Annotated in this window: 19 protein-coding genes; 15 read left to right on the forward strand and 4 right to left on the reverse strand. The window is 58.8% G+C overall.

What is annotated here, in order from left to right; all coding sequences use genetic code 11:
- Nucleotides 1-336 precede the first annotated feature (336 nt).
- From ACOQOY_RS12075 to ACOQOY_RS12090, 4 genes are read left to right on the forward strand one after another with little or no spacing between them, the layout of a single operon-like run.
- Entirely contained in the window at nt 337-2424 is a 2088-nt protein-coding gene (locus ACOQOY_RS12075; RefSeq protein ID WP_420585659.1) for a DUF1989 domain-containing protein, read from the forward strand.
- A 35-nt stretch (nt 2425-2459) separates the two neighbouring features.
- Entirely contained in the window at nt 2460-3428 is a 969-nt protein-coding gene (locus tag ACOQOY_RS12080) for a glycine betaine ABC transporter substrate-binding protein (protein ID WP_420585660.1), read from the forward strand.
- Between the two features lie 58 nt (nt 3429-3486).
- Entirely contained in the window at nt 3487-4536 is a 1050-nt protein-coding gene (locus ACOQOY_RS12085) for a quaternary amine ABC transporter ATP-binding protein (RefSeq protein WP_420585661.1), read from the forward strand.
- 10 nt (nt 4537-4546) lie between these two features.
- Complete coding sequence (locus tag ACOQOY_RS12090) at nt 4547-6064, forward strand: ABC transporter permease (protein WP_420585662.1); 1518 nt, start codon at nt 4547-4549, stop codon at nt 6062-6064.
- 186 nt (nt 6065-6250) lie between these two features.
- On the opposite strand, the gene ACOQOY_RS12095 is transcribed toward ACOQOY_RS12090, so the two are convergent.
- Nucleotides 6251-7846 carry a GMC family oxidoreductase gene (locus ACOQOY_RS12095; protein WP_420585663.1) on the reverse strand — a complete coding sequence of 532 codons (1596 nt, stop codon included), beginning with the start codon at nt 7844-7846 and terminating at the stop codon, nt 6251-6253.
- Nucleotides 7847-7955: 109 nt separating this feature from the next.
- Between ACOQOY_RS12095 and ACOQOY_RS12100 the strand changes: the two genes are divergently transcribed.
- From ACOQOY_RS12100 to ACOQOY_RS12115, 4 genes are all read left to right on the forward strand, one after another.
- A complete protein-coding gene (locus ACOQOY_RS12100) occupies nt 7956-9194 on the forward strand; it encodes a TRAP transporter substrate-binding protein (protein WP_420585664.1) in 1239 nt (412 codons plus the stop codon).
- Between the two features lie 66 nt (nt 9195-9260).
- Nucleotides 9261-9926 (forward strand): TRAP transporter small permease, encoded by a 666-nt coding sequence (locus tag ACOQOY_RS12105; protein ID WP_420585665.1) that lies wholly within the window; start codon nt 9261-9263, stop codon nt 9924-9926.
- Nucleotides 9926-11284 carry a TRAP transporter large permease gene (locus tag ACOQOY_RS12110; RefSeq protein WP_420585666.1) on the forward strand — a complete coding sequence of 453 codons (1359 nt, stop codon included), beginning with the start codon at nt 9926-9928 and terminating at the stop codon, nt 11282-11284. The genes ACOQOY_RS12105 and ACOQOY_RS12110 overlap by 1 nt, the downstream gene beginning before the upstream one ends.
- An 11-nt stretch (nt 11285-11295) precedes the next feature.
- Nucleotides 11296-12075, forward strand: coding sequence for an IclR family transcriptional regulator (locus ACOQOY_RS12115; RefSeq protein WP_420585667.1), 780 nt, complete (start codon nt 11296-11298; stop codon nt 12073-12075).
- A gap of 68 nt (nt 12076-12143) precedes the next feature.
- Here ACOQOY_RS12115 and ACOQOY_RS12120 read toward each other — a convergent pair whose 3' ends face one another.
- The 3 genes from ACOQOY_RS12120 to ACOQOY_RS12130 all read right to left on the reverse strand — a co-directional run bounded on the left by ACOQOY_RS12120 (nt 12144) and on the right by ACOQOY_RS12130 (nt 14926).
- Nucleotides 12144-12884 carry a 2OG-Fe(II) oxygenase family protein gene (locus ACOQOY_RS12120; RefSeq protein ID WP_420585668.1) on the reverse strand — a complete coding sequence of 247 codons (741 nt, stop codon included), beginning with the start codon at nt 12882-12884 and terminating at the stop codon, nt 12144-12146.
- Nucleotides 12874-13050: a hypothetical protein gene (locus ACOQOY_RS12125; RefSeq protein ID WP_420585669.1), complete on the reverse strand. Its 177-nt coding sequence runs from the start codon at nt 13048-13050 to the stop codon at nt 12874-12876. The genes ACOQOY_RS12120 and ACOQOY_RS12125 overlap by 11 nt, the downstream gene beginning before the upstream one ends.
- 190 nt (nt 13051-13240) lie before the next feature.
- On the reverse strand, nt 13241-14926 hold the full coding sequence (locus tag ACOQOY_RS12130; RefSeq protein WP_420585670.1) for a tryptophan halogenase family protein: 1686 nt from the start codon (nt 14924-14926) through the stop codon (nt 13241-13243).
- A gap of 100 nt (nt 14927-15026) precedes the next feature.
- On the opposite strand from ACOQOY_RS12130, the gene ACOQOY_RS12135 reads away from it, so the two are divergent.
- The 7 genes from ACOQOY_RS12135 (at nt 15027) to ACOQOY_RS12165 (ending at nt 19882) form a co-directional block, all read left to right on the forward strand.
- Nucleotides 15027-15227, forward strand: a complete 201-nt coding sequence (locus ACOQOY_RS12135) for a hypothetical protein (RefSeq protein WP_420585671.1) — start codon at nt 15027-15029, stop codon at nt 15225-15227.
- 313 nt (nt 15228-15540) lie between these two features.
- Nucleotides 15541-15972 carry a hypothetical protein gene (locus tag ACOQOY_RS12140; protein ID WP_420585672.1) on the forward strand — a complete coding sequence of 144 codons (432 nt, stop codon included), beginning with the start codon at nt 15541-15543 and terminating at the stop codon, nt 15970-15972.
- Nucleotides 15969-16634 (forward strand): MotA/TolQ/ExbB proton channel family protein, encoded by a 666-nt coding sequence (locus ACOQOY_RS12145; protein ID WP_420585673.1) that lies wholly within the window; start codon nt 15969-15971, stop codon nt 16632-16634. The genes ACOQOY_RS12140 and ACOQOY_RS12145 overlap by 4 nt, the downstream gene beginning before the upstream one ends.
- Entirely contained in the window at nt 16627-16992 is a 366-nt protein-coding gene (locus tag ACOQOY_RS12150; protein ID WP_420585674.1) for an ExbD/TolR family protein, read from the forward strand. Before ACOQOY_RS12145 ends, ACOQOY_RS12150 begins: the two co-directional genes overlap by 8 nt.
- On the forward strand, nt 16989-17366 hold the full coding sequence (locus ACOQOY_RS12155; protein ID WP_420585675.1) for an ExbD/TolR family protein: 378 nt from the start codon (nt 16989-16991) through the stop codon (nt 17364-17366). Before ACOQOY_RS12150 ends, ACOQOY_RS12155 begins: the two co-directional genes overlap by 4 nt.
- Entirely contained in the window at nt 17363-18523 is a 1161-nt protein-coding gene (locus tag ACOQOY_RS12160; RefSeq protein ID WP_420585676.1) for a TonB family protein, read from the forward strand. Before ACOQOY_RS12155 ends, ACOQOY_RS12160 begins: the two co-directional genes overlap by 4 nt.
- Before the next feature lie 255 nt (nt 18524-18778).
- Nucleotides 18779-19882, forward strand: a complete 1104-nt coding sequence (locus ACOQOY_RS12165) for an IS4 family transposase (protein WP_420583443.1) — start codon at nt 18779-18781, stop codon at nt 19880-19882.
- Nucleotides 19883-19919: the final 37 nt, after the last annotated feature.

Genomic DNA, 19919 nt, shown 5'->3' on the forward strand with positions numbered 1-19919 from the left:
GTTTTTGGGTCCGTTCCGCGGGTTTCTGAGTAAAGAGTTGACATATGTAACTAGTTTCATCAACCTCTGTAACTAGTTACATTTTGGGAATCCGGCAACGATATGCAGGGGTCATCTGTCTTACATACGTTCACGAATTCAGGGTTTGACGGCCCCGGTCGCCTGTTCCCCGGATTTCCAAAGGCGTCTGACACCCGAACGCATGTCCTTGCCCCACGTGAAGCAGCTCGACTGGTCGCAAAGCCCGGAGATTTACTTTCGATAGAAGGGGTTGGTCCAGAGCACGCACTAGATGTTGTGGCTTTCTATGACGATGGGCAACCGGGACTATCGGCATTGAGTTTGACGGCAACCGGGCTGGTCGAATGGGGTGACTTTGACAGTTCACGACTGCTGGCTTGGATCACGGCACAGGGCGGAGATCGGCAGGTTCCGCGTCACAGGCTGGACCATGCGCCCGGGCCGCTGATTCACCGCGCGGACCGCGCGGTTACGGTTTGGGTGATCTGTGCTGCCGGGATTGCAGGGGTGATCGCAGGCGCTGCGACCGGGAATATCACGGTCCTGCACAAGCCGGCGGCGACCAAAGGGCCGTTTTTACCGCCTTTGCTGGGCGACACGCGGGACGAATTCACCGTGCAACGCGGCAGCGCGTTGGCCTATGAGCTGAAGGCTGGTGAATTTGTTCAGATCATCGACGTTGAAGGCCAGCAATGTTCTGATTTCATGGCGCTGCGGGCCGCTGGATTGGATCAGGGGCAAGAGTGGACGATCGACTCGACCGCCACCCGGTCGATGGTGCGGCGCGCCTATCCCGGCCCCGGCTTGCTGGACAAGTTCTTTGATCGTGAGATGCGCCCGCTTTTGAACGTGGTGCAGGATACATGCGGTCGGCACGACACCTTCGGGCTGGCCTGCACCGCTCGGGGTTATGAAGAGCGGGGATTTCCCGGCCATCTGAACTGTTCGGACAATATGTCAAACGCTTTGGTGCCCTATGGCGTGGCCCGACGGGCGGCCTGGCCTGCAATCAACTTCTTCTGGAACACGTGGATCGACCCGACGAGCCATCACATTCTGACCGAAGAATCTCATTCACGCCCGGGTGACTATGTCGCCATGCGCGCGCTCGATGATCTGGTCTGCGTCTCGACCGCCTGCCCGGACGATATCGACCCGATCAATGGCTGGAACCCGACCGATGTGCATGTGCGCATCTACCGTCCCGAAACGCCCATCCGCCGGGCGGTTGCCTATCGCGAAAAGGAAGACGCGCCCATGTCGATCAGTCAGGAGTCCGCCTTTCATGACCGCCTATCGCCGCTGACGCAGCATTTTGCCCCGGCGCGCGACCTGTGGGCGCCGGTCAGTTATCCCGCTTTTGGCACGTTGGGCGAATACTGGGCCTGCCGTCAGGCGGTGACCGTGCAGGACATGAGCGGGTTGCGCAAATTCGACATCGTCGGCCCGGATGCCGAGGCTTTGATGCAATTGGCGACAACGCGCAACGTGGCGAAACTGCCGGTTTGGCGAGGGTCTTATACGCTGATGTGTGACGAAAGCGGTTCTGTCATCGACGATGGCACATTGTTCCGCCTCGCGCCCGAGATTTTCCGCTGGTGTTGCGGTGCCGAGGAAAGCGGGCGGGCATTGCAGGAACTGGCCGATGCGCGCGGTCTGCAGGTGCGGGTCCACGCGCTGCGCGGGGCGATGCCGAACCTCGCCATTCAAGGGCCGAAGTCTCGCGACCTGTTGCGCAAAATCGCCTTTACCCAACCGCATGTGCCCAGTCTGGACCATTTGAAATGGTTCGGCGTCACTGTCGCGCGGCTGAACGACCGTGAGGGTGCGCCGTTCATGCTGTCTCGCTCGGGCTATACTGGCGAATTGGGGTATGAGGTCTTCTGCTCCAAGTCTGATGCCGTCGAAATCTGGGACGCTGTCATGACCGCCGGGGAAGAATTCGGGATCACCCCTATGGGCTCGGCCGCCCTCGATATCATTAGGATCGAAGCTGGGCTGGCAGCGGCCAATGCAGAATTCGCGCCGGGCGTCGACGCGTTTGAGGCCGGGTTGGGCTTTGCTGTCGATCTGACCAAAACCGACTTCACCGGCAAAGCTGCGCTGGAACGCAATGCACGTGAGCCGCGTCGGGTGCTCAAAGGACTTTCGATCGGCTGCGATGATGTGCCTGCCCATGGCGCCCCGGTTTATGCGGGTGAGCGGCAGGTGGGGACGGTCACGTCAGCCACACGTTCACCGATGCTGGAACACGCAATCGCCATGGCGCGGCTTTCGGTCGAACACGCGGAGAACGGCACGCAACTAGAGATCGGCCAGCTCGACGGGTGGATGAAACGCCTGCGGGCCACCGTCTCGGACATTCCATTCATAGACCCGCAACGCAAGCGGGCGCGCGCCTGAAGGCGCATGTAATTCAATGCAACGGGAGAAAAGATATGAAAAAACTGACGCTTACGACAACCTTGGCTCTGGCTTTGGGGGCAACAACGGCGATGGCTCAAGAGAAGGTCATGGTGGGTGAACCCAGCTGGCCCGGCGCCAAAATCATGAGCCGGGTGATCGGTCAGGTCATCGAAACCCGCTTGGGCGGCGAAGCGGGCTATGCCCCCGGCGCAAATGCGGTCATCTTTGCCGCCATGGATGGCGGCCGCGGAGATATCGACGTGCATCCCGATGTCTGGTTGCCGAACCAGTCATCCTTCACCGATGAATATGTCGACCAGAAGGGGACTGTTGCGCTGTCCTCGGGCAGCTACGAAGGCCGCGCCGGGATTTGCGTGCCGAACTACATGGTCGAAGATCACAACATCCGCTCGATCTACGATCTGGCCACGCCGGTCGCGCAAGAGCTGTTTGACTCGGATGGCGACGGCATGGGTGAGGTCTGGGTCGGTGCCTCAGGCTGGGCCTCGACCAACACCTTCAAGGTGCGGGTGCGGGACTATGGGATCGAGACCTTCCTAACGCCGACCACCGAGGACGAAACCGTGTTCTATTCGCGGCTGAAAGATCAGATCGACCAGAAGAAAGGCGCAGCGTTCTACTGCTATGCGCCGCATTACGTCCACGCCTTGTATGACGTGACCATTCTGGAAGAGCCCGAGCATGACGCGACCACCTACAAGATGGTTCAGCCCGATCAGGACGCGGATTGGTTCAACAAGTCCCATGTCAGTACGGGTGAGCCGGTCAAGACCGTGACAGTGGCGCATTCGAAATCGCTGGAACAGCGCAACCCGGCGGCGGCCTCTTTCCTGGCCAATATCGACATGGATGCAGGTGAGCTGAGTGGCCTGACCTATGAGGTCGTCGTTAAAGGTCGCGACACCGATGAGGTCGTGGCCGAATGGATCGCCGCCAATGGCGATACCGTCGACAGCTGGCTGGGTCTGACCACCAACTAAAACCTGCGCGCCTTCGCCTGTCGGGGGCGCAAACCAACACAATTCCGATGGGGCCAATATGACAGCGGATATCGCAATCGACGCAAAAGGCGTGTGGAAAGTGTTCGGCGCACGCTCGAAGGAGGCATTGAACGCGATCCACAGCGAGGGGCTGAGCAAGGCAGAGGTGCTAGAGCGCTTCAACTGTGTGGTCGGCGTGGCTGATGCCAGTTTTGAGATTGAGCGGGGTGAGTTGTTCTGCGTCATGGGCCTGTCGGGTTCGGGCAAATCGACTCTGGTGCGTCACGTGAACCGCCTGCTGGAGCCCACCGACGGCCATATCTACCTAGATGGCGATGACGTGATGGGCCTGAATGACGAGGGCCTGCGCGACCTGCGCAATCGTCGCGTCGCGATGGTGTTCCAGAACTTCGGCCTGATGCCCCACCGTACCGTGCGCGACAACGTGGCGATGCCGCTGGAAATCCGTGGCACCGGCAAGGCCCGCCGCTGGGAAGAGGCAGACCGGGTGCTGGAATTGGTCGAATTGAACGGCTGGGAAGACAAATACGCCCATGAGCTGTCAGGCGGGATGCAGCAACGCGTGGGTCTGGCCCGTGCTATTGCGGCTGACCCCGAGATTTTGTTGATGGATGAGCCGTTCTCGGCCCTCGACCCGCTGATCCGCAAGCAGTTGCAGGATCAGTTCATGGAGCTGAGCCACAAGCTGAACAAGACTACGATGTTCATCACGCATGACCTAGATGAAGCGATCCGCATCGGCCATCGCATTGCGATCATGAAGGATGGGCGCATCGTGCAGATCGGCACGCCTGAAGAGATCATTCTGAACCCCGCTGACGACTATGTCGCCGACTTCGTGGCCGGGATTTCCAAACTCAACATGATTTTCGCGCATGCGGTGATGAAACCGGTCGATGAGTTCGAAGCGCATCACGGCGAAGTGCCGGGCGACGCAAAAGAAGCGCATCCGGATATGGATTTGGCGGACCTGATGAACCTCTGCGTTGACGGCCACGGAGTTGTGGCGGTGACGCAGGACGGCAAGACCGTGGGCGTGATCAACCGCGCGGGTCTGATCCGCGCGATTCAGGACAGTCAGGCATAAGGGGACCGCTATGAAACATGTTGATATGCAACAGATCCAACCGGAAACCGCCGACCGCCTGAATGGGTTGATCGGAGATTTCGTGGGGCAGGGGCAGGCTTACTACCAAAAGACCTTCGCCTACATGATGCAGGCCCCCGGTTATCGTTTTACGCTGAACAAGGCGGCGGCGATCCTGGGGCCGATCTGGTTCGGGGCACGGGGGCTTTGGTCCTGGTTCCTTGGGTTTTTGGTGCTGGAAACGCTGGCTTACATCCAGATCGGGCTTGGCCTCTTCGGTGATCTGGGTCGCGAATTCCGAGAACGGGCCGTACAGATCGAGCAGACTCTGGAACTGCGCCGCCAGCAAATTGCAGCGGCCGAGCAATCCGGTTCAGCCACATTGGAGTCATTGAAACGTGCGGCCGAGTCCCTCGAAGGGGCTCTCGCGGGCGCACAAGAGGCTGCGCGGACGGCGGATTCCACCGGCGTCACCTATCTGCTGATCGGGATCGTCCTGCTGCTGGCGGTCAAGTTTCTGGCGGCCTCTTTGGCCAACTGGACCTTGGAAGGGCAATTCGCGCGCTGGCGGTCGGACCCCAGTGTCGCAAACGGCTGGTCGATCCCCCGGCTGATTGTCGCGACGGCGCTGACGGCCGTGGTTGTGATCCTGTCGATGATCAAATTCGCGCAGCCGGATGCAGTGGCCGTCCTAAAGACCTTCCCCACCAACCGCGACTGGCGTCTGAATGTAGGCGACGGGGTGCAGGCGGTGTTCGAGTGGACCAAGACCGCCGGGCGCGGCTTCTTCGACGGGCTAACATATGGGATGCGCACCCTGCTGGATTGGATCGAGGTCGTGCTGGTCGATACGCCTTGGCCGGTGGTGGCTTTGGTGATCATCATGCTGGCTTACCTATCGGCTGGTCCCCGCGTGGCGATCTTCACCGGAGCGGCGCTGGCCTATTTGGGCCTGCTGGACTTCTGGGAAAAGGCGATGACCACAATTGCCCTGTTGGGCGCAGCAGCGCTGATCTCGATCACGTTGGGCATTCCGCTGGGCATCTATTGCGCTCGCCGCCCGCGCGCCTTTGCAATCGTGCGACCCATCTTGGATTTCATGCAGTCGATGCCGTCCTTCGTCTATCTGATCCCGGTTGTGGCCTTCATCGGATCGGGCAAGCCCGCAGGTGTGGTCGCAACGATGATTTTCGGCAGCCCTCCGGTGATCCGCTTCACAGTCCTTGGGTTGCAACAGGTGCCGGAAACCGTGCGCGAAGCTGCCTTGGCTTTCGGTGCAACACCCCGCTACCTGCTTTGGCGCGTGGACCTGCCCTTGGCACATAAGACCATCATGGCAGGCGTGAACCAAACCATCCTGATGTCGCTGGCCATGGTTGTTGTCGCTTCGCTGATCGGTGCGAAAGGTCTGGGTGAAGACGTGCTGGAGGCGTTGCAATACGCAGCTGCGGGTCAGGGCATTCTGGCGGGCCTGGCAATTCTGTTTTGTGCGCTCATCCTGGATCGGATTGTGGCTGGAAGGAAATAGGGGGGCAGGCATCTGCTCGCCCTTTTTCGCAGGTCTCGGACAGAACCTTATGGGCGCGATCAATCACCTCTCGAACCTCTGGTTGCCCGCACGGCTCGCTTTAGATCGCCCCGGCTAACCCTGGAAACGACACTAAAAGCGTTCCTCTACTTATTGCCTACAAAGGCGAGCATCAGATCTCGCCTGTCAGGCATCCGCCGCTATCAAGTCGCTGGCCTTTTCTCCGATCATGATCGCTGGTGCATTTGTATTGCCGCTGACGATCTCTGGCATGATCGAACAATCCGCGACCCGCAGGTTGCCGATCCCGTGGACTTTGAGTCTTGCATCCACAACCGACGCTGCCGAATTGCCCATCCCGCAGGTGCCGGTCGGGTGATAGATCGAGGTTGAGTTTGACTTGGCCCAATCCAAAGTGCCTTCGTAGTCGTCGCAATTCAGCGCGGAAGTTGGACGGAATTCTTCAGAAATCTTCGAGGCCAGAGGGTTCTGACGAGCGATATTGCGGGCGATGTTCACGCCATCGACAATCGTCCGGCGATCTGTCTCGGTCGACAAGTAGTTCGGGAAGATTTTGACGTGCTTTGCCGGGTCCGGCCCATCCAGACGCAGCTCGCCACGGCTTTCGGGTCGCAATTGGCAGACTGACATCGTGAAAGCCGAAAAGGGGTGGACACCTTCGCCCGGGCTGTCGGCGGACCAGGGTTGGACGTGAAACTGAATGTCCGGCGTTTCGACGTCAGGCCGGGTTCTCATAAAACCCGTCGCAAGGCTGGCGGCCATGGTCATCGGGCCAGCGCGGAACAGCGCGTATTTTAGGGCAATGCGTGCCTGATTGAACAAGCTTCGAACCTCATCATTCAGGGTGGGTTCGTTGCATTTAAAGACCAGACGCGCCTGTAGATGATCCTGCAATCCCTTGCCGACTCCGGGCAGTGCATGCATAGGCTCGATGCCGTTTTCCTTCAGATGGTTCGGATCGCCAATCCCCGAAAGCATCAGAATCTGGGGCGAGTTGATTGCACCGCCCGACAGGATGATCTCACGCCGGACCTTCAGGATCTGTTCAGCCCCGGACCGATCACGATACGCCAGTCCCGTGGCCTTTTTGCCGTCCAAAACCACGCGCGTTACCAGCGCATTGGTGATGATATTCAGATTTGACCGATCGCGCACGGGCTTGAGATAGGCCACAGCGGCGCTGCACCGTCGACCATTGCGGGTTGTGAGTTGAAAATACCCCACGCCTTCCTGATCGGCCCCGTTATAGTCGGGGTTGAACGGATAGCCTGCTGCCTGCGCCGCCGCGACCCAGGCATCGCAGATAGGGCGCTGAATACGCATGTTGGATACGGACAAAGGACCGCCAACGCCGTGGAACTCATCCTCGCCGCGTTCCTGATCTTCACTGCGTTTGAACAGAGGCAGTACGTCATCCCAACCCCAGCCCTCGTTCCCCATTTGCCGCCAGCGGTCATAGTCCTGCTGCTGTCCCCGGACATAGAGCAGGCCGTTCAAAGAAGATGACCCGCCCAGCACCTTGCCGCGTGGCCAGTCGATGGACCGACCATTTAACCCGGGATCAGGCTCAGTCCGGTAACACCAGTCGACCGAGGGGTTGTGCATAGTTTTGAAATAGCCCACCGGGATGTGAATCCACGGGTTGGTATCGCGGCCCCCGGCTTCGAGCAGGGCGACTTTGGTGTTTGGATCGGCGCTTAACCTATTGGCGATGACACAGCCCGCAGAACCGGCTCCGACAATCGCATAATCCACTTCCATAATCGCCTCCTCCCAAAGTCGCTGAAAAAAACTCTATGCAAGATGCAGGAATTATACTAGCCTTTTTTGAAACAAAACGTCTCATTAATTGCGATCAGGGAGGTAAGCAATGGAGATTGGTAAGAAACTAAGTGGGATTTCTCGGCGGGATTTCTTTCGCGTGGCGGGCCGCTATGGCATGAGTTCAACTCTGCTGGCGGCCGGCGGGTTTGGTGGGGCGATGAGTCTGGCCAATTTGGCGCAAGCAGCGGAATCCACATACGAAAAACGATTCTCGAAAGAGCCTAAACACACGCTGAAGTTCGGCGCGTCGGGCTTCAACACGCGCAACCTGTTGATCGAACGCGCAGGCGCGATCGAGTTCGCGCGCGATCTTGAAGAACGCACAGATGGTGAGATTCGGATTGAGTTCATCGGTGACAACCAAATCTGTGGTCAGCTGAGCTGTGTTGAGAAAACCCAGCAGGGAATCGTCGATATCTATGCTGCGTCAACGCAGAACTCGGCCGGTGGCGCGCCGTATCTGAACGTGCTTGACTATGCCTATATGTTCCCGAGCCGGGCGGCACAGTATCACTTCTTCTATAGCCCCGCGAGCCAGCGCATCCTGCGCGATCCGCTGGAGAAACGGCACGGGCTGAAATTCCTGTTCACCCATTGTGAGCTGCGCGGGTTGCAAATGGGCTCGACCTTCTCCGACAAGCCGACCGTCACCAAGCTGGAAGAGCTGTTCGGCACCAAGAACCGGGTGACCGGCACGCAGTTGGGCCGCATCGCGATGCAGCTGCTGAACCTGAACCCGGTGCCGGTGGCGTGGGAGGAAACGCTGGACGCGCTGAAAACCGGTCTGATCGACGGGGCCGAGACATGGGCCTCGGCCGTGGCTTATGCCAACATGGCGCCGGTGGTATCGCAATCGGTGAACCTGAAGTTCTTCTGCGGCACCGAGCATACTTCGATGTCGGCCAAGGTCTTCGACAGTCTGGGTGGCGAACTGCAGGACGCGGTGATGGAGTCGTCTTACTTCACACAGGCCCTGATTCAGGGTGCGAATGAAGCCGCGCTGCTGAACACCGTTGGCTTCTCGGACCCGCAGTTGCCTGACACGATCTTTGCCGAAAATGGTGTCCGCCCGGCCTTCCTTGCCGACGACCAGATCAAACTGGCCGAAGAGATGTGCGCGCCGAACTTCAACCCGGAGCCTTGGGCGCAGTGGCGTGAGCGTCTGAACAAATGGGCCGGTGGCATCGACACCTATCAGGAAATCTACGACATCGCGCGCGAGATTCCGGCAGATACACTGCCGGAAAACGTCGAGCCGCGCCGTTGGTGGATGGGCCAGGCCTGATAGACTTACAGAACCGGCCCGACACCGGGCCGGTTCAACCAAATACCGACTGGGAGGACGGGGTACATGTCTTTTTGGGCAGACATAGGCGCGATTTTCAGCGCCTTTCTGAGCCGGGATTCGTTCGAGATTCAATCCGCGTTGGAGTCCGATGCCGCATGGGTGTTGGGCGCGATTGCCTCGGCCCTTGGCGGGTTCGTGATCATGCTGATCTATCGGGCAGTGCCTTTTGTCGAACGACATTTTGAGCGTTCGGTCATGGTGTATTCCTACCTTGCCATCGCCCTGATCATCTTCTGGGGCGTGATCGACCGCTTTGTCTTCAACGACCAAGAGCCGTGGTCGACCACCATTCCTCCGCTTTTATTCATGGTCATGGCCTGGTTTGGAGCGTCCTACAACGTCCGCCTGCGCACGCATCTAAGCTTTAGTGAATTCCGCACTGCGATGCCCCGTGGTGGGCAGTTGGCGTGCCTGATCCTCGACGCGGTTCTGTGGTTCATCTTTGCAGTGATCGTCATCGTGACCACGACTCGACTGGTGGCGCTTTCGGCGTCCAATTTCCAGATCGTTCTGGGGACCGACAACATCATGCAGTGGTGGTTCCTTCTGGCCGCACCACTGTCGTTCTTTCTGATGGTTGGGCGAGTGTTTCAGAACCTCGCCGACGATCTGCACAACTGGAAAACAGGCGAGCCGCTGATCAAGCAGGCCGTTATCGGAGCAGACTGATGACAGATGGAACCATGGTCACACTGATCTCGCTTGGGGTCACCTTCCTGTTCATGCTGGGCGTGCCGGTGCTGCTGGTTATCGGCTATTGGGTGATCGGATGTTCCTTCGTCCTTGGCCTGACGCTGGACAATATGGGCGCCGAGCTGTTGAACGTCTTCAACAAGGGGTTCGCCCTTCTGGCAATGCCCCTGTTCATCCTGACCGGAGACCTGATCAACAAATCCGGCATTGCGCGCAGGCTCAGCGATTTCGCCTATTCCTGTCTGGGCTGGATACGCGGCGGTTTGGCGATGGCCTCGCTTGGGGCTTGCGGGCTGTTCGCGGCAATCTCGGGATCGAACTCGGCCACAACGGCCACCATCGGCTCGATGCTGCACCCCGAGATGGTCAAGGGCGGCTATGACGAACGGTTCAGCGCGGCGACCGCTGCGGCGGGGGGCACGGTGGGGATCATCATCCCGCCGTCGATTATCTTCATCGTCTACGGATTCCTGATGAACCTTCCAATCTCCGAGCTGTTCGTGGCCGGGATTCTGCCCGGTGCGCTGATGGTGATGGGGATGCAACTTGCCTGCTGGATCATCTGTCGCATGAACGGCTGGGGCCACCTGATCCCGTTGCAACTGAACCGCGTTCTGAAAACCGCGTTCGGCGCATGGCTCGGTTTCTTCGCTATCGGGCTGGTGCTGTGGGGCATCTATACAGGCAAGTTCTCCCCGACCGAAGCGGCGGGCGTGACCGTGGGCTTCTGCGTCATCGCAGGCCTGGTCAGCTATCCCATCAACCGCATCATGGGCGCGCGGAATGACATTCCACCCACCGAAAAGACCTTTGCCGAGATGTTCGTGGTCGAAGGCTTCACGATCCCGGAGATTCCGTCAATTGTGATCCGCTCAGCCCAGATCACCGGTATCCTTGCGCCGCTGATCGCAATCTCAGTGGTGATGCAGCAAATCTTGTCTCTGCTGGGGGCGCAGGAAACCATCGGAAACTTTGTGACGTCGATGGGCGGTTACCACGCGGTTCTGTTCACCTCGATGGTCATCGTCTTCTTCTCGGGCATGGTGCTGGAAAGCCTGCCTGTGACCATCATTCTCGCGCCGATCCTTGCGCCGATTGCGGCCTCGGTCGGAATTGATCCGATCCACTTCTCGGTGATTTTCCTTGTCGGGGCGTCCATCGGGTTCATTACACCACCTTATGGTTTGAACCTGTACGTGGCCTCAGGCGTGACGGGCGTGCCGTATTTCCGCCTGTTGCGCTATACGGTACCTTATCTGGCAGCGTTGTTGTCTGTTTGGATATTGGTGTCACTGGTGCCTGATCTGGCCTTGATCCTGCTGCCAAATAACTAGACTGTAAGGGGATGACCGAGACGGAAACACAAGAAAAAGAAGCTCAGATCCCCACCAATCTACGTCTGCTGTTGATCCTCGAAGAGGTGGCGCGGCGTGGGGTTCCGGTTAAACCATCGGATTTGATCGAGGCATTGGGCCTGGCCAAACCGACGGTACACCGCCTGCTACAGACCGCCGAATCCGAAGGGTTTTTACAGCGTGATCTGGATGGGCGGTCCTATGGGCCGGGGCGTCGCCTGCGTTTGTTATCGGTCAACACAATGTCTGCTGAACATCTGCGTACCGCCCGTCTGGCTATCCTGCGCAGCGTCGCCGAGGAGGTCGGAGAGACCTGCAACCTTGCCGTTCCGGACCGTGAAGGGATGATCTATCTGGATCGGGTGGAAACCAAATGGCCTTTGAGGATTCAGTTGCCTGTTGGAACGCAGGTGCCGTTTCATTGTACGGCCAGTGGCAAGATGTACCTGTCGACGCTTCGGCAGAAAATGTTGGAAGGGTTTCTCTCAGCGGGGAACCTGAAGCCTAGGACCGAACGCTCATTGATTGAGCCCAAAGCTTTGCAGGCGGAAGTTCGACGCATATCCGAGAATGGGTATTCGACGGATGACGAAGAGTTCATGACCGGAATGGCGGCCCTTGCCGTGCCTGTTCAAGATGGGCAGGGCAGGTTGGTTGGCACGCTTTCGGTTCACGCCCCAACTCAGCGACATGATGTCGGCAGCCTGATGTCGTTCTTAGGCACATTGCAAAAAGGGGCCGGTGCGCTCTCGGCGTTGTTGACAGAGTGATATGCACTCAGGACCACAATCAGATTGAAATTAGCGCGCCGTGTTTCTGCGCAACAAATAGCCGTGCCTCAAAACAGTGAAAGATAGCGCGCGTGGTATGCCTCGGCGCTGAGCTCCAGACCGGGCAGGCGCATTTCAGAACCGGGTCTCGGAACCGAAAAGAAGGCAAAGGAAAACCGTTCAGACAGGGCATCCTCAGGCAGGTCGACCTGATGCTCCAACGCAGGGACGCGGCCTGCGCTCAACACTTCCATCAGGTAACCGGGAAATGACAGGACATGCGGCTTTTGTCCCATCTCCTGTACAGCGCCTTCCGCGTCGACATAGGACATCCCTGCATCCAGCCCAAAGACAAAGGTTGTCAGTAGCGACACGTCCTTGTGCCGCGACAGGCGCGTGTTGCCACGGGCGGTTTGGCGCGTGCCTTGCGTCTTGGGGTAATAGTTGCACGACACCATGTGCCCGATGGACTCTTCGTACAGTTCGTCCAGACCGGGCACGTCAAGTGTAGCAATGATCTCACGCTCGACCTCTCGTACAGTCTTGCGCAGATCGGCCCAATCGGTCTCAAAAAAGCGCTGAAACCCGGCGGGGAAACGTTCGGGTGGCGTGAACTCCGAGATGACAAAGGAATGCAGCATATCCGTGTCATACTGGTTCTTGCTGTCACTCTGCCCCCAGTAGGAATAGCCGTCAAAACCCTGATCGAACCGGTCTTGCAGGTACGGGGCCTTCTCGGCCTCGGAAAGCTCTACAAACTCGCGCAGAGCTGTGTCCGGTTGCCGGGGAATCTGTGTATCAAAGACCATCCGATGCCGCCCATGCGATACCCTGCGGCGATGCCAACATCTTTTCCCGGGCCAGCGGGATCAGGCTGACGACGCCAAAAAGCGTTGCGATGATCTCAAGAGGCTCGTAGCCCAAGACGTATCGCCACTCGATCTGGGAAAGGATGACGAGGAGCCGGTCGAACATATCTGAGCCTCACTGCTTTTCGTATGTGGCTGCATTCCCCGTTCGTGACCAAAGGTCAACCTGAAAACTTGCAGGGATCGCAAACTGTGTTGTGCCGTCTTCATGACGGCCCAAACAATCGCAACGATAAGGCCCAAAGGCGCGCAAACATGGCGGTTGCCTTAGGCGCGCAGCTCGACGCCTTGCGTGTTCAGAACAGTTGTAGGTCCTTTGCGCCGCTTTGGATTTCGGCAAAATTGGGCATGTTCTGAATTGCGACAGGGGCGGGTTTGGCACCCGGCATGGCCACTGTCGGTTTCATGGCCGCCGCCATGCCGAAGGCCGGTTTGTCCAGTTCCCCCCGAATATCGCGCAACAGTGTCTTATGGTCCGGCATTGTCTTGATAATCCGCGCAAGGTCAGCTTTTGCGCGCTTCATACCCTGGAACCAGATCGGTTTCTTCAACGGCCGGATACGATCACGAATGCCGGTGCCATAGCCCGTGTCATACGATTGTTTGCCCAACAGAACTGTCTGATAAACGCGGTGGTCAAACAGCGTGGCGAACTCGACATCGTGATCCATCGGCAGGCGGTGCTGCCACAGTTCGAGGTTCTCGGCCAGCCGGTCCGGCAGCTTCATCTCGGTGCGGGCATCGATCCAGTATTGATCGTCTGTGCGGTTGCCGAGGCGATAGTGCAGGCAGATGAACTCCAGAACCTCGTTATAGAGTTTGTCCATCTGACGGTTGTATCTGGCCCGCAGAGATGGCTCGATGTCGCGCGTAGGCAGATGCTCGGCAAACCAGCGGACGGCGTGATCAATCATGTGGATCGCGGTGCTTTCCAGCGGTTCGATAAATCCGCCAGACAGGCCGATCGCAACACAGTTCTTGACCCAGGCATTTTCCACACGCCCGACACGCATGGGGATCACGCGCGGTGTCAGGCCCTTGCCGCTGTCGCCCAGCCACTCAAGGTATTCATCCGCCGCCTGGTCATCCGTGCGGTGGGCTGAAGAAAACACATAACCCGTGCCCACACGGTTATAGAGCGGCACCCGCCACGTCCAACCCGCGCCCAGAGCGGTCGATCGCGTGAGGCTTTCGATCTTTTCGGGGTCGGGATGTTCGATCTGCAACGCCATGGCGCGGTCGTTAGGCAGGTAGTCCGAATAGTCCAGGAACGGCTCGCCCAGCGCCTGATTGATGATCAAGCCACGGAAGCCGGTGCAATCCACAACCATTTCGATGTCATGGCGGCCTGCGCGTTCCAGCATCAGGTGGCTGACATTGCCCTGTTCATCCAGCTCGACCGCCTGCACCTCATCCTGAATATGTTCCACGCCGCGCTTGGTGCAAACCTTGGTCAGCATGCCCGCGAATTTCACCGCATCCAGATGATAGGCATAGCCAAAGCGCTGCTCAAACTCGGGTTGGCCCAACTGCCGTGCGCCTTTGCACAGACGGCCCAGATGATCATGCGGAGAGATGGATTGGGTGAAATCCCGGTCGCCATTGCCAAAGCGCAGGAAATACTCGGCAGCTTCCAACCCTTCGACCATCTGACCGTGGGCAAAGGGGTTCACATAGTCGATGCGATTGCCCTTGGCATCCTTGTTCCAGTTGCAGAACTTTACGCCCAGTTTGAACGATGCGTTTGTCTCGCGGAAAAAGTCCCGTTCCGAGATGCCGGCCTGACGCAATGTGACCGGCATACGTGGCACCGTGGCCTCGCCGACACCGACGGTCGAGATATTGGGGCTTTCGATCAGGCAGATCTGCGGGCGATCCTTGGGTCCTGAAGTGCGAGAAAACACCATGTCCATGATCAGCGCGGTCATCCAGCCTGCCGTGCCGCCGCCAACGATGGTGATTTTGCGCAAACGATTGTCCATATTGTCCTGCCCCCTGTTGTTTTAAGGGACTATAACAACTTTCCCGTACCTCGCTAGGGCCTATAACGCCGGGTTTGAGGCATTCTGTCGGGGCAATAGCATGGCAGAAATGACACGCCATTCGGTCAAGTTTAAGACAGTCGCCCAACTCTTGTCATTTTCCCTCATTATGAAACTCACGGCGCTTGAGGCTGAAGGATGCTTTTATGAAGTCCCCTCGGAAGACTGCTCAGGTTTTATCCGTTCAGGTTCCCGAACCCTTAAAGGGCAGGCGGGACGCGATTTTCTTTTTGCTGAATGAGATTGAGCAGCGCAAGAAGCGCCTAAAAGAACCTGCGCAACCAGAAACGCCTCCCGCCCAGACCGAGGTATCGCAGGACAGCGCCCCCAGCCGACCCAAGGCGTTCCTGCTGACGGACGAGTTTATCTTCACCTGATCGTGCCGTTCATCGCTGCAACCAAACCTGCGCATGGTTCTGCCTGTTGCCCTAGCTAAACATCACAAAGCTGTCGGCAGCCCTTTCACGTCTCAGTTGTCTTGGATATGAGGGAAGCAGCGACAGCGACGCCTTTCCGGGCGCTCGTGCCAGCACAGAACAACCGGGAGCGCATCCATGACGTTTCGCCGTTTGGCTTTAGCCGCAATTCTTCTCGCCCTGCCTGGGGTGGCGTTTGCCCAATCCGACACCCAGACACCGCCCGGGCTGAGCCTGGAACTGAACGCGGCGCATGATGTGGATGGGGCCTGTCGCCTGATCTTTCTGGTGCAGAACAATGCCGACACGGCAATAGATGCCGCCAGCTATGAATCGGTGATCTTTGACGCAAGCGGCACCTTTGTCCGCCTGACCTTGTTTGAGTTTCGCGACCTGCCCGCAGGCCGCCCCCGCGTGCGCCGGTTCGACGTCCGTGATACCAGCTGTGACAATCTTGGTCGTGTCCTTATTAACGGGCTGAGCAGCTGCACGGCAGGTGGGGCTGAAAGCACGGTCTGTGACCCAACCCCAACCCTGCGCAGCCGGACAGAAGTGGAGCTTTTGGGATGAGTTTTCTGGACGCCCTTCGTGAAATTCTGGCACTTGGCGGGCCGGTCGTGGCGATCCTGATCGCGATGTCCGTGGTGACGCTGGCGGTGACGCTATATAAGCTTTGGCAGTTCGCCGTTTCGGGCGTGGGGCGGCACCGGGTGCTGTCTCAGGCGTTAGCGGCCTGGGATGCCGGGGATGAACAAGCCGCCCGCGCGCGTCTGGCCAAAAGCCGCAGCTATCTGGCACCGCTGGTCAGCGTGGCGATGGATGCACCGGAGACGCCCGGTCTGGATCAGCGGCTGGACGCCGAGGCCGGGCTGGCGCTGGCCGGGCTGGAACGCGGGTTCCGCCTGCTGGACACGGTGGCGCAGCTGGCCCCTCTGCTGGGGTTGTTCGGTACGGTTTTGGGCATGATCGAGGCTTTCCGAAGCCTGCAATCTGCCGGGTCCTCGGTTGATCCGTCGTTGTTGGCGGGCGGTATCTGGGTCGCTCTGGTGACAACGGCGGTGGGTCTGGCGGTGGCCATGCCGACCTCGATGGTACTGTCATGGTTTGAAAGCCGCACAGCGCGCGAACGGGTGTTTGCCGACAAGGCATTGCGCACTGTTCTGGTGCCAGGGCAGGCTATACCGTTGCCGGAAGAGGCACAGAACATGGCGGCCGCCCCCGGACATGCGTAACGCGGCCCCCTTTGTCCGGCGACCATTGGCGATGACGCCTTTGATCGACGTGATCTTTCTGCTGTTGCTGTTCTTCATGCTGACCTCGACCTTTTCCAAATACGGCGAGATCGAGCTGAGCAACGCAACAGCCGGAGGGACCGCGACCGAGGCCACGCAAGACCGTGTTTTCGTGCAGCTTGGGGCTGACCGGCTGGTTTTGAACGGTGCCCCGGTAACGCTTGAGGATTTGTCGGCGCAGGTGACAACAGGTCAGGTTCTGGTCAGCCTCGATCCTGACGTGACAGCGCAACATCTGGTGGACCTGCTGGTCGAATTGCGCGGGCGCGATGGGCTCAGCGTGCTGGTGCTGGAATGATCCGCTTCAACCGCCCTCGCCGCAAACGCGACTCGACCATTGCGTTGATCAATGTCGTGTTTCTGATGCTGATCTTCTTTCTGATCGCCGGAACGGTGGCCACGCCGCTGGACCCTGATCTGAATCTCGTCGATACCTCCGAACTGGAAGGGCGCGAGCCGCCGGATGCGCTGGTGCTGCATGCGGACGGGACGCTCAGCTTTCGCGGCACGCCGACCGATCCCGAGACCTATTTGGCAGGGCGCGAGCCTGCTCCGGTGCGGATCGTGCCGGACCGCGACGTCGCAGGCGCGCGGCTGATCGAAGTCACGGGCGCACTGCGCCGTCTGGGGGCCGTTTCCGTGTTTGTGGTGACTGAAAAGGCGCTGGAATGATCCGCCGCTCCCTCGTCATCGCGGTGATTGCCGTTCTGCTGTCTCTGGTGCTTCATGCAATGGGGTTGCGCCTGACGGCCCCCAACCTCACAGAGCAGCCGGGCCGGGACGAAGGGCCGGATTCGGTCGAGCTGGGCAACAGCTTTGAAGAGCTTGTGGATGCCGTTGCAGAACCGGTTGAGCCCGAGCCGGAAGCCGCGCCTGACCCTCCGGTCGAAGAGCCGCCCGAGCCTGCACCTGAACCGGCCGAGATTCCCACCAGCGAGGTGCATGTGGCGTCGGATAACCCCGAACAGACCTTTGCGCCCGATACCGGAGAGTCCGAAGTGTTGCGCCCGTTGGAACTGGAACCGGTCCAACCAGAGCCGCCGGTTACAGAGAGCAGCAGCGAAGGTGAGCAAACCGCAAGCGATGCCGAGGATGAGACACCAACCGCAGAAAGCGCCGAGGTGACGGAAATACCCGAAGGCACACCCGAAGCTGCTGAAACCGTCGAAGATGTATCAGAGACGGCAGATCCCGCCCCCACCGAGCCCGAGGTTGTTGCCGAAGCGCCGGAGGCCACCGAACCTGCCGAAACGTCGACAGTGCCGGTCGTGCCATTGGAAAGTGAGGTCGCTGAGGCGGAGGTTGCCGTAACCCCGTCCGAACCGGTTCCCGACCAGGAGGTTGAGAGCCAGCAACAGGCTCTGACATCGTCGATCCGCCCCAAACTTGCGGATCGCCGCCCGCAAACTGACTCTCGGGGCGCGTTAAGCAGTGCGCGGGATTTCAGCGACCTGCGCTTTCCCACCCGACAGATCGAGTCGCCGTTGACGACCTATAGGCGGCGCGGTGTCGACGCCTTTACCTCGGGCGACAGCGGCACGCAGTCCGGCGGGCGCAACCCCGGAAACTCGGATCGAACGAACTATGCGGGGCAGGTCTTGATCCACCTGAACCGCGCGCCGATCGTCTATACCGCTGCCCGCGGCTTTGCGAAGGTGTTTTTCCAGATCAACCCGGATGGCACGTTAGCCTGGGTGGACGTGGTGGACAGCAATGGCACACCGGATGTTGAACGCGCGGCCAAAGCGCAGGTGCGCGCCGCTTCGCCGTTTCCCAAACCACCCGGCGGCGTCAGCCGAAAACTGTCCTTTGTGTATTCCAGCAACTGACGCACTGATCAGTGCCGCAACAGACCGACTCAGTAACGAGGTAGCGGTTCGCAAACCTGTTGGCTGATTGGGTTGAGTGCTGCGCTGATGATGAAACCCACATCGGGCTTGACCTGTCGGTTTTGGAGGTTTTGAAGGGGGTCAGATTATTTTTCCGGTTCAACTTTTTGTAATTTCCCACGGTACACGACGCTTCTTGAAACGAGGGGCGAAAAGGATTCGAATTGAAGATTCTTCACTACAAGGATCTTCAGGATGTTCGGATTTCTCCTCACCCCTCTGATGACAACGCTAAGCCCACATTTTGATCTGAGCAAGACGCGATTGGAGACCCTGGCCATAATGCTGATTGGTCTGGCAAACGGTCGAACTGTGAACCTTGGTCATCTGGCGAGTCAGTTCCCCGGCAGCGCTCTTCATGCATCGAGTTATCGCCGCCTTCAGCGCTTCTTCCAGCATGTTCGATTGGATGGAGATGTGGTTGCGCGGTTGATTATCTGCCTGCTTGATCTGAAGGGTCCAAAGCTCCTTGCGCTGGACCGGACCAACTGGAAGTTGGGCAAGACCGATATCAACTTTCTGGTTCTGGCGATCGTGACACGCCGCTTCAAGGTGCCTCTGATGTGGTCGCTTCTGGGTAACAGCGGTAATAGCTCAACGCGGCAACGCAAGAAGTTGATCCGACGATATCTTCGAGTGTTCGGGGCATCTTCCATTGAGGCTCTGCTGGCAGACCGGGAGTTCATTGGGGATAAGTGGTTGGATTTTCTCGCTGAAAACAACGTTCCATTCGTCGTCCGCTTACGCGAAAACATGCACATCCACACCGAAGACGGACGCCGGTTCCAGTTGCGTTCGCTGCTGCGCAAACGCCGCAAGGGCCAATGGAAAGGCTGGCTGGGCGGCATGGCGCACACGCCCAAGAACCTATTTCGCTTTCAGGGGAAACGGATCAAAGGTGGCGAGTTGATTTGGGTCGCAACAAACATCGACGCCCCAAAAAACCCACTCAAACTCTATCGCAAAAGGTGGGGCATTGAATGCCTCTTCGCAGATGCCAAAACTCGTGGCTTCAATATCGAAGACACTCACATCACCGACCCGCACAAGCTTGCGACACTCCTTACGATCGTTGCGCTGGCCATGACCTGGGCATACCGATGCGCAAGTCAGGCGATGGGCCGACAGGGGATCCCGAAAAAAGCCCACAAGCGGCGGGCAACGTCATGGTTCAGGGTCGGGTTCGACGCGCTCCGACGTTGGATCTTATATAACCCGGAAAAGGCTCTTCAGGCCTGGCGACGAACCTGCCCAAAGCGGTCGCTTTCAAGCCCCAAAATGGAGCGCGTTTGGCCATGAGTCGTGTACCATGGTAATTTCCGGGCGCATTCGGTTA

Origin of the sequence: Ruegeria sp., from assembly GCF_965221235.1 — a bacterium.
Taxonomy (GTDB): Bacteria; Pseudomonadota; Alphaproteobacteria; order Rhodobacterales; family Rhodobacteraceae; genus Ruegeria.